Source organism: Streptomyces sp. NPDC051320 (assembly GCF_040682175.1).
GTDB lineage: Bacteria > Actinomycetota > Actinomycetes > Streptomycetales > Streptomycetaceae > Streptomyces.
The window spans coordinates 22471-39041 of record NZ_JBFBAL010000005.1 but is presented as its reverse complement, the minus strand read 5'-3'; the positions used below and the strand labels follow the sequence as shown (position 1 = coordinate 39041).

12 protein-coding genes and 2 pseudogenes are annotated in these 16571 nt (G+C 68.0%); 8 read left to right on the top strand and 6 right to left on the bottom strand.

All coding sequences use genetic code 11. From position 1 onward, the window contains the following. Positions 1–12 precede the first annotated feature (12 nt). Positions 13–894 (top strand): geranyl diphosphate 2-C-methyltransferase, encoded by an 882-nt coding sequence (locus AB0M87_RS12905; RefSeq protein ID WP_365851998.1) that lies wholly within the window; start codon positions 13–15, stop codon positions 892–894. A gap of 293 nt (positions 895–1187) precedes the next feature. Here AB0M87_RS12905 and AB0M87_RS12900 read toward each other — a convergent pair whose 3' ends face one another. The 3 genes and pseudogenes from AB0M87_RS12900 to AB0M87_RS12890 all read right to left on the bottom strand — a co-directional run bounded on the left by AB0M87_RS12900 (position 1188) and on the right by AB0M87_RS12890 (position 5880). Then, on the bottom strand, positions 1188–3149 hold the full coding sequence (locus AB0M87_RS12900) for an acyl-CoA dehydrogenase family protein (RefSeq protein WP_365851997.1): 1962 nt from the start codon (positions 3147–3149) through the stop codon (positions 1188–1190). A 138-nt stretch (positions 3150–3287) separates the two neighbouring features. Continuing rightward, positions 3288–3505, bottom strand: a pseudogene (locus AB0M87_RS12895) (VOC family protein); the annotation flags it as partial. A gap of 131 nt (positions 3506–3636) precedes the next feature. Further along, on the bottom strand, positions 3637–5880 hold the full coding sequence (locus AB0M87_RS12890) for a PQQ-binding-like beta-propeller repeat protein (RefSeq protein ID WP_365851996.1): 2244 nt from the start codon (positions 5878–5880) through the stop codon (positions 3637–3639). A 659-nt stretch (positions 5881–6539) separates the two neighbouring features. On the opposite strand from AB0M87_RS12890, the gene AB0M87_RS12885 reads away from it, so the two are divergent. The 5 genes and pseudogenes from AB0M87_RS12885 to AB0M87_RS12865 all read left to right on the top strand — a co-directional run bounded on the left by AB0M87_RS12885 (position 6540) and on the right by AB0M87_RS12865 (position 11081). Beyond that, positions 6540–7769: a right-handed parallel beta-helix repeat-containing protein gene (locus AB0M87_RS12885; RefSeq protein ID WP_365851995.1), complete on the top strand. Its 1230-nt coding sequence runs from the start codon at positions 6540–6542 to the stop codon at positions 7767–7769. A gap of 307 nt (positions 7770–8076) precedes the next feature. Further along, positions 8077–9177: pseudogene (locus AB0M87_RS12880) on the top strand (pectate lyase); the annotation flags it as partial. Positions 9178–9808: 631 nt separating this feature from the next. Further along, complete coding sequence (locus AB0M87_RS12875; RefSeq protein WP_365852651.1) at positions 9809–10345, top strand: DNA starvation/stationary phase protection protein; 537 nt, start codon at positions 9809–9811, stop codon at positions 10343–10345. Between the two features lie 173 nt (positions 10346–10518). After that, positions 10519–10743 carry a DUF2945 domain-containing protein gene (locus tag AB0M87_RS12870; protein WP_365851994.1) on the top strand — a complete coding sequence of 75 codons (225 nt, stop codon included), beginning with the start codon at positions 10519–10521 and terminating at the stop codon, positions 10741–10743. Between the two features lie 2 nt (positions 10744–10745). Continuing rightward, positions 10746–11081, top strand: a complete 336-nt coding sequence (locus AB0M87_RS12865) for a DUF3140 domain-containing protein (protein WP_365851993.1) — start codon at positions 10746–10748, stop codon at positions 11079–11081. Positions 11082–11130: 49 nt separating this feature from the next. Here the strand turns inward: AB0M87_RS12865 and AB0M87_RS12860 are convergent, their stop codons facing one another. Both AB0M87_RS12860 and AB0M87_RS12855 read right to left on the bottom strand, forming a co-directional pair. Beyond that, positions 11131–11220, bottom strand: coding sequence for a hypothetical protein (locus AB0M87_RS12860; RefSeq protein ID WP_365852649.1), 90 nt, complete (start codon positions 11218–11220; stop codon positions 11131–11133). 37 nt (positions 11221–11257) lie between these two features. Further along, positions 11258–11638, bottom strand: coding sequence for a hypothetical protein (locus AB0M87_RS12855; RefSeq protein ID WP_365851992.1), 381 nt, complete (start codon positions 11636–11638; stop codon positions 11258–11260). Between the two features lie 689 nt (positions 11639–12327). On the opposite strand from AB0M87_RS12855, the gene AB0M87_RS12850 reads away from it, so the two are divergent. Both AB0M87_RS12850 and AB0M87_RS12845 read left to right on the top strand, forming a co-directional pair. Beyond that, positions 12328–13491: a S1 family peptidase gene (locus AB0M87_RS12850; RefSeq protein WP_365851991.1), complete on the top strand. Its 1164-nt coding sequence runs from the start codon at positions 12328–12330 to the stop codon at positions 13489–13491. 186 nt (positions 13492–13677) lie between these two features. Next, a complete protein-coding gene (locus tag AB0M87_RS12845; RefSeq protein WP_365851990.1) occupies positions 13678–15357 on the top strand; it encodes a beta-1,3-glucanase family protein in 1680 nt (559 codons plus the stop codon). Between the two features lie 717 nt (positions 15358–16074). Here AB0M87_RS12845 and AB0M87_RS12840 read toward each other — a convergent pair. Further along, complete coding sequence (locus AB0M87_RS12840) at positions 16075–16566, bottom strand: hypothetical protein (RefSeq protein ID WP_365851989.1); 492 nt, start codon at positions 16564–16566, stop codon at positions 16075–16077. Between the last annotated feature and the right edge of the window lie 5 nt (positions 16567–16571).

Sequence of the window (16571 nt, the reverse complement as noted above, 5' to 3'; positions counted from 1 at the left end):
AGGGACTCATCTGTGACCAACACCGAACTCACCACCACGTCCACCACCCTGCGCATCCCCCGCCCGGCGACGCCCTACCAGGGCGACATCGCCCGCTACTGGGACGGGGAGGCCAGGCCCGTCAACCTGCGTCTCGGCGATGTCGACGGCCTCTACCACCACCACTACGGCATCGGCGAAGTAGACCACGCCGCACTCGGCGACAGCGAGGACAGCGCAAGCGAGAAAAAGCTGATCGCCGAGCTCCACCGACTGGAGTCGGCGCAGGCCGAGTTCCTTCTGGGGCACCTGGGCGACATCGGGCGTGGTGACACGCTGGTGGACGCCGGCTGTGGCCGCGGCGGTTCGATGGTGATGGCGCACCAGCGCTTCGGCTGCAAGGTCGAAGGCGTCACCCTGTCGGCCAAGCAGGCCGACTTCGCCAACGGTCGTGCCCGCGAACTCGGGCTCCAGGACCAGGTCCGCGCCCGCGTCTGCAACATGCTCGCGATGCCTTTCGAGACCGGGTCGGCCGCGGCCTCATGGAACAACGAGTCGAGCATGTACGTCGACCTGCAGGACCTCTTCGCCGAACACTCCCGCGTCCTCGCGGTCGGCGGTCGCTACGTGACCATCACCGGCTGCTGGAACCCGCGGTACGGCCAGCCCTCGAAGTGGGTCTCGCAGATCAACGCGCACTTCGAGTGCAACATCCACTCACGCCGAGAGTACCTGCGCGCCATGGCCGACCATCGCCTCGTACCACAGGCCGTCGTCGACCTCACCCCCGACACCCTGCCCTACTGGGAGCTACGGGCCACGTCTTCGCTGGTCACCGGAATCGAGGAGGCGTTCATCAACTCCTACCGGGACGGGTCCTTCCAGTACCTCCTCATCGCGGCGGACCGCGTCTGACGTCCTGATGACCGGGAGGGCCCGCTCCGATCGGAACGTGCCCTCCCGGTAGCGGGCTTTTTTGCGGTCCAGGCGCAGGACGATGACCGAGCGGCAGCCCGTGATTCGCCGATCAATCTGCGCCGCCGCGGGCATGGCGCACAGGATGAATACTGCCTCTCCGCCAGTCGAACGACATAGGCGTCGAAGACCGGCCGAGCCGGCGAGCGCATGTGCCCGGGAGTCGCCTCCCCGGCCGTGGGCGCGGAGTCCGGCGCCGTCCCGGGCGTGGCTGAGCGTAACTCGTCTTCGGGTCAGCCCACCAGATCCGTCGCGCGCAGCATTTCGGGCGGAATGCCCCAGGCGTCGACGAGGCCTTCTGCGAGGGGCCGGACCTTGCGGCAGAGGTCGTTCACCTCACGGCTGATCGCCTTGGAACGCTGGATGGTCAGCCGGCCGTGCTCCATGAACCAGGCCCGGTCCGCCTCGATCGTCGACAGGGCGAACAGGTCGCACAGCAAGCCCAGCGCGACCTTGTTACCGCTCTCAGGCAGCGCACGCACCTTGTCGACGAACGCCTCCAGCACCAGCCGCTCAACGTGTGCGTGGGCGACCGCGATGACGTGATCCTGCACCTGCGAGAACACCACGCCCGGATTGCGCTTCTGGTCGATCCCGCGCTTGAGCCGGCGGGCCGCGCCGGCGAGCATGTGCTCCTCCCGGTAGCGGAGCATGGCGAGCTGGTATTCCGAGTCCAGCAGGCCGGCTTCCTGGTCCCACTCGTCGCCACCGGGCAGCAGGTCACGCACCCGCTCGAGCAGCTTGTGGACCGAAGTCTTCTCGATGACCGTCTCGACGGCGAGGCTGGTGACGTAACGGACCATGCCGAGCTGGTCCAGGTCCTCGAACTCACTTGCGTAATGGGTGAGCAGGCCCTTGGCCACGAGCTGCAGCAGGACGTGGTTGTCGCCCTCGAATGTGGTGAAGATGTCGCTGTCGCACTTGAGGGCGGCAAACCGGTTGACGGTGAGATAACCGGCGCCGCCGCACGCCTCGCGGCATTCCTGGACGACCCGGGTGGCGTGCCAGGTACCGAGCGCCTTGGTGCCGGCGGCCCGTGACTCCAGCTGGCGCCGGGCGTGCGCGTCGTCCTTGATGCCGGAGAAGACTTCGTGCAGTTGGGTGCGCACGACGTCCTGCGCGAAGTGCAACGCATACGTACGCGCGATGAGCGGCAGCAGGCGACGCTGATGCATACCGTAGTCAAGGAGTAGTTGCTCCTCTGCATCCGAGATCGCTTGGAACTGCCGGCGCCGCACTGCGTACTTCGTGGCGATCGCGAGGGCGACCTTGGCGGCGTTGACCCCGGCGCCGCCGACGCTGACCCGGCCCTGCACCAGCGTGCCGAGCATGGTGAAGAAGCGTCGGTCGGGATTCTCGATCGAGCTCTCGTAGACGCCTTCGGTGGTGACGTCGGCGAACCGGTTGAGGAGCGCCTCGCGCGGCACCCGCACGCCATCGAACCAGATGCGGCCGTTGTCGACACCGTTGAGGCCCATCTTGCGGCCGTCGTCCTCGATCCGGACGCCGGGCGCCACCTCGCCGCCGACACGGATCGGCACGACGAAGGCGTGCACACCCTCGGACTTCCCGCCCACCTCCAGCTGGGCGAAGACGACCGCCAGCTCGGCGTGGCGGGCCGCGTTGCCGATGTAGTCCTTGCGCGCCTGGTCGCCGTGAGTGGTGATGACGAACTCCTGGCCGGCGGCGTCGTACCTCGCGAGGGTGCCGAGCGCCTGGACATTGGAGCCGTGCCCGGTCTCGGTCATCGCGAAGCATCCCATCAGCTGCCCGGTGATCAGGTCCGGCAGATAGGCGTCGTGGTGGCGTTCGGTGCCCAGATGCAGGATCGCGCCACCGAAGAGTCCGAACTGCACGCCGACCTTTACCAGCACCGACAGGTCGCCGAAGGCAAGCGTCTCGAAGGCGGCGATCGAGGCTCCGATGTCGCCTCCCCCGCCGTATTTGCTCGGGAAACCCATGCCCGTCTGGCCCGTCGCAGCCATCTCGACCACGAGCTCACGCACCCGCTCGCGAAACGCGTCGACGCCGAGCTCGTCGGCCTCCTCGAGAACAGAGGCATACGTCACCAGGTTGGTTCGGACGAGGTCGCGGATCTCGGCGTACTCGCCGTCGAGCACCTCGGTCAGTGCCTGGACGTCGATCTCGGGCTGCACGTAACCGCTCGCAGCAGTAGATGTGTTGTCAGTGGCCATGCCACTTCGCTACCCCGCCCAAGGACGATCAAGCGGTCGACCGGGGCTCTCAGGGCCATACGAGGGAAGCGCGGCGCGGTCTGCCGAGCGCGCGTTCACGCCACTTCCTCGTGAAGGTGCCCCGTGCGCGGGCACTCGGTCGAGACAGAACTCGTGGCCTTCGATGTCCTGCATGAGGAGCCGCGACTCGTTGACGCCATCGGCACGCACTGGTCGCACGTGTACCGCGCCGAGCGAGCAGCGTGCGCACTCGGCCTCACGTGCGGCGAGGCCCTCGTCACGCAGAGTCCGGTGGCGACCCGCACGTCACGATGCAGCCGATTCTCAACGACCTCGCCTGCGGGAACGCGCTGGAAGCAGGCGGGGCGGTCTGTGTGCTGCTGGTCAGCCGCCGAACACCTCCCACGCCTCACCGGGGCGGTCGCAGCAACCGAGTGAGCCGCTGAGGTGTCGGCACGGCAACGGCCGGCGTCCGGTGCCGCCGGGGTCAGCCCGACTTCGGCGGCTTCTGCGCGTCGAAGGCGAAGAGAGTGTTCTTGGCCGCGGCCACGATCACCGCACGCCCCGCAAGGGTCACGCGCGGGCTTGCGCCCTGCTCGCCCGTCAAACCATCGGCCTGCGGGTCTGTTGTCCACAGGGGTTTGCCATCGTACGGCGACAGCGCGACCACCCGGCCGGTGGCGGAGCTGAAGTACAGCGCGTCGGCTCCCGCAACGGGACCCGACGCGCCCTCCACGTCCGTCTGCCGCGACCACTTCTTCCGGCCGGTCGATGGGTCGAGCGCTGTGACCAGACCGGTCTGCCCGCTCACGTAGACGGTGCCGCCCGCCATGCCGGGCGTCCCCGCGTACGTCGTGGCCAGCCGGGAGTACGTGACCTTCCGGGAGACCGGGTCGACCCGGGCCACCCCGTCGTAGCCGTCCAACGCCGTTCCCGCCATGTGCTCCCGGAGGAGTACGAGCCTGCCGTTGGCGACGCCCATCGGCACGACGGGGCCGTTGACCGCGATGGGCCTGCCCAGTGTCCCCGAGGCGCGGTCGACCGTGTACAGGGTGGGGCGGCGCACCTCTGAGGCATCCATCTCCGCGTCCTTCGCGCACATCGCGAAGACCTGTGGGCCCACCGAGACGGGAGCGCACTGCGTGCCCGCGGGGAACGACGTCGTCCAGGTGACCTCACCGCTGTGCGCGTCCCGGGTTTCAAAGCGGGAGTTGGAAGCGTCGACCGTCACGACGGCGGAGCCGACCACCATGGCGTCCTGAGTCCGACCCGTGATCGCCGTCGACTGGGCGCCGGACGGCACGGACCACAGCTCCCGGCCATTGTGCGCGTCGATGGCCACCACCTCGCTGGGAGGGTCCTGCGAGGCGCCCTCGGCGGCGAAGCGGTAACCGAGCACCGTGTCGTCGGTGGCGCCCACCAGGTGCATGCCCTGGACGGGGACGCCCGGGCTCTTCGCCGTCCACACCCGCGAGCCGTCCCGAGCCCTGATACGGGTCGCGACAACACCGCCGCCCCCGCAGAACAGGGCGTCGCCGCGCGCGACGCAACGCAGCTCGTCGGGGATGTCGTCGCGACCACCCCGCACGGTCTTGCGCCACGGCTCGAAGCCGTCCGGGAGTGCGGCACCCGGCGCCGCAACGCTGTGGCCTTTGTCGCCACCGTTGCTCCCGCCAACGCCGCCCGCCTTCAGCGCGGCGGCTCCACCGCCGATCGCTGCCACCGCGACCGCGGCCGCGAGCACCGGACGCCATCGGCGACGCAGACGGCGGCCGATGGGGGAGCCGATGCTCCCTGTATCGGGACCGTCCTGGCCGGTGGCCCGGGCAGTCGGCGACGGGGTGGCACGCGTCGCGACGTGATGCTGGGTGATCACGTCGCGGGTGCGGCCCGCGTCAACCCCCTTCACTTCGGTCCCACCGAGGTCGGTCGGCAGGTCTCGCAGCAGCACGAGGAGTTCGTCCGCCGATGGGCGCCCCTTTGGCTCCTTGACCAGGCACGACTCGACGACCGCGCGCAAAGCCACCGGCACGGCCCCCAGCGACGGCTCCTCGTGCACCACCTGATACGCCGTCATGTATGGGCTGTCCGCGTCGAAGGGCCCGTGTCCCGTCGCCGAGTACACCAGCAGCGTCCCCAGCGAGAAGACATCGGACTGCGGCCCCACACCACGCGGCGCCTGCAACTGCTCCGGCGACATGAAGGGCGGCGTACCGATGACCCGCCCGGTCATCGTCAGCGTCTGCTGGTCCACCGCGCGCGAAATGCCGAAGTCGATGACACGCGGGCCCTCGGGTGAGAGCACGACGTTCGAGGGCTTCAGGTCACGGTGGACGACCCCCACCCGGTGGATGTCCCGCAGCGCCTCAGCCAGCCCGATGGCGAGTCTCCTCAGCTCCGCTCCGTTCAGCGGACCCTTCGTGGCGATGCGCTGGGCGAGCGTGTGCCCCTCGATATAAGTCGTCGCCATCCACGGCCGCTCCGCCTCAGGGGCAGCGTCTACCACGGCGGCGGTGAATGCGCCGCTCACCCGCCTCGCCGCCGCTACCTCCTGCCGGAAACGGATACGGAACTCGTCGTCCCCCGCGAACTGCTGGTGAATCAGTTTGATCGCGACAGGTCGCCCCGAACTCGTACGGGCCAGATAGACCGTGCCCATGCCACCCGAGCCGAGCCGCGCCTCAAGCGGATAGCCGCCGATCTCGGCTGGATCACCTCCGCGCAGCGACACTTTTTCCCGCCCTCCCGTTCCCCGTGCACCTCTGCCACCACGGGCCTGCGTACCTGTCCTGCACACAAACTAGCCGCAGGGCAGTACGGCAGAGCAAAGCGGGTGACGAACAGGGACCTCAGGGCTGCTCCCGTGCCGCACACGACGAGGCCCCTCCAAGACACAGAACCCCGTCGGCACAGAGGTCGCATCCGTGCCGACGCGCCTGTCGTGCTCGCCGCAGGTCAGATCGCTGACGTGGCGCTGGGCCTCAACCGACCGGTGGTTCCGCATGAGTTCGATGGGGCCGGGTCGACCTGAACCGGGAGTCCGTCCGGCGACGGTATGGACGGTCCTCTGGGTTGAGTACTGCCTGCCATGCCCCCTGTGCGCCCGCCTCATACGACCGCCGCCTGGATTCATCTACGTGGACAGAATTCAAGAGACCGCTCTATTGACGCGGTCACGGCAAGTCCTTACCGTCGTCGGAGAAAGCGCTTTCTCCCGTCTGTGACGCCCCGCCCGTTCAAGCAGTCGAACAGCTCCCCCGCCAGTGGGGGAGCTGCCGCAGACAGGGACCAGTTCGTGCGCCCGCTCTTCCGTCGCCGGACCAAAGGCCCGCCCTCCGACGACAGGGCCTGCGGACACCGCACCCCCCACAACGAATCTGGAGACAAGCGATGCAATCGAGAGCCGCAACAGCATCCGTCAGCCTGCTGGCCGGCGCCCTCCTCACACTGTCCGGTAACACGGCGCAGGCCGTGTCGGTGCACGGCGCCCGCAGCAACGCCCTGCCCACAGCTGTCAGCGCTGTGCAGGCCGCGGGTGCCGTCCTCTACGTCGCGCCGAACGGCAAGGACAGCGCGGCCGGAACCCAGTCGGCCCCGACCACGCTCACCTCGGCGATCAGCCGCATCACCCCCGGTGGCACGATCTACCTGCGCGGTGGAACGTACAGTTACTCCTCCACGGTCACCATCCCGGCCGGCAAGAACGGCACCTCCAGCGCCCGCACCACCCTGTCCGCCTACATGGGCGAGAAACCGGTGTTGAACTTCTCGGCGCAGAGCGAGAGCTCGTCCAACCGTGGCATCCAGTTGAACGCCAACTACTGGCACCTGTACGGCCTGGCCGTCCAGCATGCCGGGGACAACGGAATCTACGTCGGCGGGAGCAACAACGTCGTCGAGCGGTCGGTGACGGCGTACAACCGCGACACCGGACTGCAGCTCGGCCGGATCTCCTCCAGCACACCCACATCCCAGTGGCCTTCCAACAACCTGATCGTGAGTTCGGAGTCGCATGACAACTCCGACTCCGACGGCGAGGATGCCGACGGATTCGCCTCGAAGCTCACCACCGGGAGCGGGAACGTCTTCCGCTACGACGTGTCCCACAACAACATCGACGACGGCTGGGACCTCTTCACGAAGACAGACACTGGCCCCATCGGCCCGGTGACCATCGAGTACTCCCTCTCCTACGGCAACGGCACCCTCAGCAACGGCACCCAGAACAAGAACGGTGACCGCAACGGCTACAAGCTCGGCGGCGACGACATCAAGGTCAACCACACCGTCCGGCACAGCATCGCCTACATGAACGGTCACCACGGATTCACCTACAACAGCAACCCCGGCACGATGTCCATCTCGAACAACGCCAGTATCAGCAACGGTGAGCGCAACTTCTCGTTCGACGACGGAAGTTCAGTGTTCCGGAACAACACCTCGTGCCGCAGCACCAGCGGCTCGAACGACAAGGTCGTCGGCAATGCCGACAGTTCGAACCAGTTCTGGACCGGCACGAACGGGTCCCGGTGCTCCTCCTACACCGGCGCTCTGGGCTGGTCCTTCGCCTCGGACGGCCACCTCGCCGTGACCTTCGGAGGCAAAGTGGTGACGCCGTGAGTGCACCGGTCACCCGGAACGCAACATCCTGAACGCGCCCTGACGGAACCGCCCGGGCGACGCCGTCCAGCGCGGTGTCCGACGGTCCCGGCCGCCGCGTGACGGATCACGCGGGCGGGTCTCCCAGCGCGTCGCCGATCAAACGCAGCCGGAGGGCCGACCGCTCGCCGAAGCGCGCCGGAACCCTCAGCCGGCCACCTCCGTGTGGGGGCCGTCCGACGGCAGGTCAGCGCCCTCAACACCCTGCCGAAGAGAGCACATCAGCAGAAGCAAGTGCCGAGCATCGAAGCTGAACGAGGAGCCAAGAATGCAGAGAACAGTTGTACTGCGACTCCATGCGGCGCTGGCCACGATGGCCCTTGCGGCCGCGACCGGTGCGGTTCTGTCCGTGCCCGACGCGTCGGCGGCGACCGGTGGCGCCACCGGTTACGCGACCCAGAACGGTGGCACCACCGGCGGTGCGGGTGGGAAGACGGTGCGGGCCACGACGGGAACCGCCATCAATGCGGCCCTGTGCGGCCGGGCCAGTAGCAGCACCCCGATCACCATCGAAGTCGAGGGAACCATCAACCACGGCAACACGAGCAAGGTGTCGGGTAAGAGCTGCAGCACCGCCGACGACGTGATCGAGCTCAAACAGGTCAGCAACGTCAAGATCGTCGGGGTCGGCAGTGGTGCCGTATTCGACCAGTTGGGGATCCATATCCGCGACGCCGGCAACATCATCGTCCAGAACGTCACCGTCCGGAACGTCAAGAAGTCCGGCTCCCCCACCTCCAACGGCGGAGACGCCATCGGCATGGAGAGGAACGTTCACAACGTCTGGGTCGACCACGCCACTCTCGAGGCGTCGGGCGGCGAGGAGGAAGGGTACGACAGCCTCTTCGACGTGAAGGACAACACCCAGTACGTGACCCTGTCCTACAGCGTCCTGCGCAACTCCGGCCGCGGCGGCCTCGTGGGCCACAGTGACAGCGACCTGTCGAGCAGCTTCCTCACGTACCACCACAACCTGTACGAGAACCTCGACTCCCGCGCACCCCTGCTGCGGGGCGGCACAGCCCACATCTACAACAACTACTACGTGGACCTCAACAAGTCCGGCATCAACTCCCGGGTCGGAGCCCACGCCAAGGTGGACAACAACTACTTCAAGGACTCCAAGGACGTCCTGGGCACCTTCTACACCGACAAGGCCGGTTACTGGCAGGTGAGCGGCAACGTCTTCGACAACGTGACCTGGTCCAGCCCCGGCAGCGAGAACCACCCGGCAGGCCCCAACCCCCAGTCCAACACCACGGTCAGCATCCCGTACTCCTACAGCCTCGACGAGGCCAGTTGCGTGCCGGACATCGTGAGCCGGACGGCAGGCGCCGACAAGGGCCTGCAAGTCTCGGACGGCAGCTGCCAGCCGTAGGACCCAGCCCGCAATGACCGGTCCCAACCTGACCCCACGAGACCTACGCCGGCCGGCCACGCGCCTCCGCTGTCGCCCGGCGGGTCCGGCATCCCGGACCCGCCGGGCACCGCCGGTGCCGCCTGTCGGAATGTTTGGTTCGTCGTCCACCGCTGGTCGGCGGAGGCGGTGCAGGTCCCCAGCCGGTCAGGGTGGCGTTGGCCGTGGCGCCCCTGCCGTCACCTCGCCGCACTCAGCCGGCATGCGTGCCCTCGCCCTGCTCACCGGCGGATGAGCGCCCGCATGGCGAGCCGCCCTGATGTCGTCGCCCGACCAGGAGAGGCCGTACAACTCCCCGTGCCCGGTCACCAAGGGTCCACCCATGGCCGGACCGGCCGGTGAGCGGCTTGCAGCTCTCAGACGCGGCGTGTCGAGGGCCGAACTGCGCACACTGCGCGGGCAGCGGGCAGCGGGCAGTCAATCCCTGGGCCAGATGGCGGTTCCTCGACCGGCGATACCGCGCGCCGCAGCCGGGCCGGTGCTCGAATGAGGCACAGGAGCCGATCGAGACCTGCGGACCGCACGGTAAGGGAGACATCTGGTGAGCAGCACCCCGCCCGCACCCAAGTACACGGTCCCCGGCATGTCCAGCACCAACGGCAGTGAGGTCATCCAACTGCTGCGAGTACGTCTGCACGCCCTCAACGACCTCGCTCTCACGTTGAAACACATTCACTGGAACGTGGTGGGGCCGCACTTCATCGCCGTGCACGAGATGCTCGACCCGCAGGTGGAAGCCGTGCGGGAAATGATCGACAACGTCGCCGAGCGGATTTCCACTCTCGGCGGATCTCCCCCGGGAACACCGGGGGTCCTGGTCGCCGAGCGCTCCTGGAACGACTACACCGTCGGCCGGGCCGAAGCCATCGAGCACCTCGGCGCTCTCGATCTCGTCTACAGCAAACTCATTGAGGACCACCGCGACGCCGTACGCGCCACCGAAGAGCCCGACCCGGTGACCCAGGACCTGCTCATCGAGAACCTGCGCAGCCTCGAACTGTTCCAATGGTTCGTCCGCGCCCACCTGGAAAGCGCCGGCGGCAGGCTCAGCACAGCCGGTGCCGGCTCCGAGCAGGAGGCCGCCTCACAGGCGGGCGAGCAAGCTCGCAACCAGCCCTGAACCCAGGAGAAGGTCCGCGACCGGCTCGCCTCCGGCCCACATCACCTCTAGGAAGCCCTGATGAGAGAAGACCGCCGCACACACGGCCATCTGGCCCACCGGGCAGCACCCCCTGAGGCACCGGACGGCCCGGGCGACTTGCTCGCAACGACGCGACGACGTGGAGGAGCGAGATGAGCAAGCAGAGGAAACCACGCAAGGGTGACAAGGTCGGGTGGAAGAGCCATGGCAGTGAAGCGGAGGGCCGCGTCGAGGAAGAAATCACCGAACGCACCGAAGCCGCCGGCCGAACCGTGGACGCGTCGTCGGACGATCCGCAGTACAAGGTTCGCAGTGCCAAATCTGGCAAGGCCGCAGTACACAAGCCCGACGCGCTTCACCCGAAGAAAGACACCTGACGGTGAACTCATCAGAGCAGGAACAAGTGCGGCAGGACTTCAGCCGCCTCGTCAACATGACGGCCACAGAGTTGAAGAAATGGCTGGGCACGAAGGAATCCGAGGAAGCAGGTCAGCACAAGGAAGGTGGCGAGTCGACGGGCCACGCCTCCGGACGCCACATCGTGCACATCCTGCAGAGCAAGAAAGCAGATCTGTCGGAGGACGACTTCACGCACATGCAAAAGGTCAATGGCTACATTCACCGCCATTTGGCCCAGCGACCCTCCGGTGACATCCAGGAGAGCCGGTGGCGTCACTCATTGATGAACTGGGGCCACGACCCGCTGAAGCAGTGAGTCACAGTTCATCGACAAAGAACCGGGACGAGATCGGCGAGCAGCCGATTCACCGTGCGCCGACCAGGTCCTCACCGAAAGGTTTCTCCAGGACGATGCGACGACCCCGGGGCAGTCTCGCCTCGTGCAACGCGGTCACCGTCACCGGGAAGAGCGCCGGGGGGCGAGGTAGACGGCTACGGGGTCGTCACCGGCGACCGCCGCGGCCACGTCCGCGGGGTCAGTGACATCGGCCCTGCGGTAGTCCGCCGACGCCGTGACGGCTCGCCGGGCGTCGGCCGGGAGGTCGGTGCCTTGCTGGTCGAGCTGGCCACGGCCGACTCCCGGTACCGCTCGCGGTCCCAGTCCTCCCGGCTGGCGGCCGTCAAGCCGAACCGGTCGTCGATGTGTCCCGCCGTGGGCAGGGCGGCCAGCGCGGGCAGGAGGAAGCGGCCCGTGAGGTCGCCCGTCCCACCGATGTCGTCATCATGCTCACGGGGCCGTGAGGCGAGAACATCTGTGGTCCCGTCCATCGGGGTGGTGCCGTGCTCGGCGCCCATGAATCCCGTTGAAAACATGACAGCCCCATGGAGGGCCGCTTCGCCGGATATTCCATCGGAAATTTTCGCGGTGTTGGCGTCGGCACCGCCGCAATGGAAGAGCTCGACGATACGCCTTGCTCCAGATTCGCGAACGTGAGTCGCCCGAACGATCCGCCCAACTGGGTCGGGTGGCCGTTCTCGGAGGCAGGATCTCTCCAGCCCGACGCGTTGTCACCGACGAGGAAACGCTCGTCCGGCCGGACGTTTTTGACGTCACAGCCCACGGATTCCACGATACCTACCACCTCGTGCAAGCGGGGCTACATCTTCCTCGGCACCATCACCGCTGCTGCCCTCCTCATCCGGCTCCGCACGTGATCGGCAACTGTCGGTTCTCGTCCAGGAGCTGGGAGGAGCCCCGACGTCAGGAAGCGCCCGGCGCATCTCGCTCAGCGGCCCAGCCGATAGGCAGGTCGGCCGAGCTCTCGCATGCTCCGGTTGTGCTCGACCGCGGCCGGACGCACATGGTCGCGCAAGCACCCGCGACGTTCGGACCGCGCACGCCGTCGCCGACAAGCCAGGAGGGCTCCTGGGCATGACCAACGAACATGGTATGGACCTGCCAAATCAACGGCGCTACTGTGAAACCGCCCAACCGTGAGAGCGCTCTCAGTCTCTGCCCTTCGCACCCCCACCGAACTCCGGATCGACGAAAGGCAACCACCTTGAGAAAAGCAATAGTTCTTCGCGCAGTGCTTTCGGCAGGCCTTCTCCTGACCGCCACGACCGTCGGGCTCACCGAAGCGGCGGCTGACGGCACGTCCACGCCTTCCACCGCCACCGCCGCCCGTCAGGCCCCTGCCTCGGACGATCTACTGAGTGCCATGCAGCACGACCTCGGGCTCACTCGGACCGAGGCGGCCGGCCGGCTCGCCGCCGAAACGGCGGCCCGCCAGGTCGAACGCAGCGCCAAACGAGCGGCAGGCCATTCGTACGGGGGGTCATGGTTCGACGCGACGAGCGGAAAGCTCGTCGTGGCCCTCACCCGCACCGGCACCCGTAAAGCCGTCGAGGCAACCGGCGCCCGGGTGACACTCGTCCAGCACAGCGAACGGCAACTGAACGCGACGATGAAGCGCGTCAACGCCCTTCACGCGCCCATCGGGGTGGCCGGCTGGCACGTCGACCCCCGGAACAACTCCATCACCCTGGACGTGGTCGCCGCCCACCAGCAGGACAACGATGTCCGCAGCTTCGTTGCCCGAGCCCGCAAGGCGGGCCCGGTCACCGTGAGCCGGACCGACCACACTCCTCGCACCCTCGCGGCCGGCACCGTGGGAGGCGACCCCTATTACACGGGCAACGTGCGTTGCTCCATAGGCTTCTCCGTGTCCGGCGGTTTCATCAGTGCCGGACACTGCGCCCAGCCCGGCGCCGCCGTCTACGGCTGGGACCACACCTACATCGGCAACTTCCAAGGCTCCTCCTTCCCGGACAACGACTACTCCTGGGTCAACGTCGGCAGCGGCTGGTGGACCGTGCCGGTCGTACTCGGCTGGGGAACCGTCTCCGACCAGCTCGTGCGCGGCTCGGCCGAGGCACCCATCGGCGCCTCCATCTGCCGCTCCGGCTCGACCTCGCACTGGCACTGCGGCACCGTGCTCGCCAAGAACGAAACCGTCAACTACAGCGAGGGAGCGGTACATGAGATGACCAAGACGAATGTCTGCGCCGAACCCGGCGACTCCGGTGGCTCTTTCATCAGCGGCGACCAAGCGCAGGGCGTCACCTCCGGCGGCTGGGGCAACTGCAGCAGCGGCGGTGAGACCTGGTACCAGCCGGTCAACGAGATCCTGAACCGATACCACCTCACACTCACCACGGCGTGAGGTGACCGCACGCACTCCCGGCCGCGCCGCCCTCCGCCCCCCGAACGGTGGCCGGCGCGGCTCGCGCGGTCTCCTGAGGTCCGCCTCGGCCCGCGCCGGCCATCCGGTTGCGCCCGGTCGACTCTCGGGCGTCAAGGTTCCCCCCAACTCCTTGCGGCAACAAACCCACACTCCCAGGAGTCCGTTGTGCTATCCCGCCGTGCCCTTCTCACCACCGCAGTGGCCACCGCGGCCGCTCTTCCCCTGGCCACAGCCGGCACCGCCACCGCCGCCGCCCGCCCGGGGCCGAGTGTCCTCGCCGCAGCTCTCCCGATCGTGCTCGCGAACAACTCGGGCAGCTCCGCACCGGTCTACGCCTACATCTCCGGCGCCGACACCTCAGGCTGGCCCGGCTTCGTCACCGCGGACGGGGTCTTTCACCGGCTGCCGAGCCCGTCCTCGGTCCTGACCCCCGCGCCGGACTACGCCATCCCGCTCGGCGCATCGGGTTCCGCGCCCGCCCGTCTGACGCTCGGCGACTACGTGATCGGCGGCCGCGTCTGGTTCTCGACGGGGCGCAAGATCCAGTTCTTCGTCAACCCGCCGGGCGGCAACGGCGGCGTCCCCGGTCTGGTGCAGCCCGGCTTCACCAGCTCGGATCCCAACTGGACCACGGGTTGGACCTTCTGCGAGTTCACCTACAACGCGGCGAACCTGTACGCGAACATCAGCTACGTCGACATGGTCGCCATGCCGGTCTCGATGGCCACCACCGGCGCCGTCGGGAACCAGTCGGTGCCCGCGCTGCCGTCGGGGGCCCTGGCCTCCATCGCCTCCGGACTACGGGCCCAGCACGCGGCGGACGGGGCGCCCTGGGACCAACTGGTGGCGACCGACTCATCGGGCACCGTCCTGCGCGTGCTGGCGCCCTCGCACGCGCCGGCGGACTTCGGCTCGTACTGGAGCCCGTACCTGGACCGGGTGTGGGACTACTACCGCACCCACACCCTCACCGTGGACGGGCAGGGCTCGATCGGCGCCTACTCGGGGACCGTCACCGGCGACGTGCTCACCTTCTCCGGACTCAACACCAACGGCGTTCCGTTCACCAGACCTTCCGCGGCCGACATCTTCGGCTGCGCGAGCGGCCCCCTGTACAACTCCGGCGCCGACGCCCGCTCCGCCGTCGCAGCTCGCCTCGCCGCCGCCCTCAACCGCTCCGACCTCCTGGTCTCCGGCGGCGATTCCCAGCCGAACGGGGTCACGCCCGCCCAGTACTACACGGAGTCGACCACCAACCACTATGCCCGCCTGGTGCACCAGTACGCGAGCATCGGCTACGCCTTCCCGTACGACGACGTCGGCCCCACCGGTGCGGCCCCGGTGGACGGTCACCTCCAAGACCCGGCCCCCACGTCCTGGTCCGTCACCCTCGGCCCGGGCGGCGCAGCGACGAACCCGCCGGGCGGCGGCGGGACGAGTGCGTACTCCACCCTCCAGGCGGAGAGCTACGCCGCCCAGAACGGCACTCAGACCGAGACCTGCACCGATACCGGAGGCGGCCGCGACGTGGGGTACCTCGCCGCCGGGGACTGGCTGAAGTACGCCTCGGTGGACTTCGGCTCCTCCTCCCCCACCCAATTCCTGGGCCGGGTCGCCTCGGGTGCGGGCGCCGGCGTCAGCGGCGCGATCCGGGTGCGCGTGGACAGCGCCACCGGGCCGCAGATCGCCGAGATCGACCTCGGCTCCACCGGCGGCTGGCAGGCCTGGCACACGGTGCCTGCCAACATCACGCGGGGGGTGACCGGCGTGCACGACGTGTACCTCACCTTCGCGGAGAGCACCGCCGATTTCGTCAACGTCAATTGGTTCACCTTCACCCGCTGACCGTCATTTCAACACCGCCATGAAAGGACGGGAGGACCGCGATGCCGAGCTGCGCCGGCGGAAGTCGAACCTGCCGGCCCGGCTCGTCGCGCAAGCGGTCCTCCGGCACAAGCCGCACAGCGTGCGGGACGACCAGCGTGCGGGACAACCTGAGAGTTGTCCGGGCCTACGAAGCGGGCCTGGCACACGGTGAAGTCTGTTGTGCCACGCGGGGACGGGCCCGTCAGCGACCCTCCGCCCCAGGCAGACATCGCCGCACAGGAGCCCTCGCACGGCCCAACCAGAGCTGGACGAGCCCCTCACTCGGTACGGCCGGAAATCACCACTACAGCCGTGATGTCCTCATACCTGCCCGAGAAACGACAACCGCACCTGACGGTTCGTATTGTCGACGTTCGTATCCACCAACCTCCGTCGGGACAACCCCCGAGCCACCCGAATGCGCCCTCCATGTGACGCAGCGGGAAAGAGGCCGAATCACCCATCCGAACGGCAACAGCACAGGTCAGGCGGACTTCGCGGCCGGTTCAGGGATCCCCACGCAGTCCACGTGATGCGTCACCCGGAACGGTTCAACGCGGTGGTGGGCACGAAAACCGTCCGTCACGGAGCGCACCGCCTCGACGATGCCGCGAGCGATGGGCGCACTATTCCCGGCGCCCGAACGGCTACCACCCGCCTCGGATGCGCCGTAGTCCGTCCTCGGTCGACCCGCTGTTACGGCTGCTTCCCGCGAGATGCCCGTCCGGCGGTGTACTGCGACAGCAGGGACTCGAGATGGCTCGTCATGAAGCGGTAGTACTCCTGCATCTCGCTGAGCCGGCACTGCTGCACTGCCGTCATCCTGGCGCCTCGCACCTGCGCTCGTTCGGCAAGCTCGCGAAGTTGTGCGGTCGAAGCGACGATGTGTTGCAGACACCCGACCCAGGCGTCGTCCCTCCAGCGGTAGACGAAATGCCTCTGTCCCGCCTCCTTGTAGCGCTCCACGGTGCCGTTGGTGACGAGCAGCCGCGTCATCTCCGAAACCGACCCCTTGCTCGCATCGAGGGCGTCCTGGAGTTCGGCGAGGGTCATCGGCTTCTCGCTCAGCATCAGGAGGCCGGCTGCCCGGCCGGCCATCGGTGGCCAGCCCATCGCCCGGCCGACATGCGTGCCGAACTCCCCGACAAGTGCTTCGTGGGCGTCGGCGCCCTCGGCTGCCTGGGACACCGAGG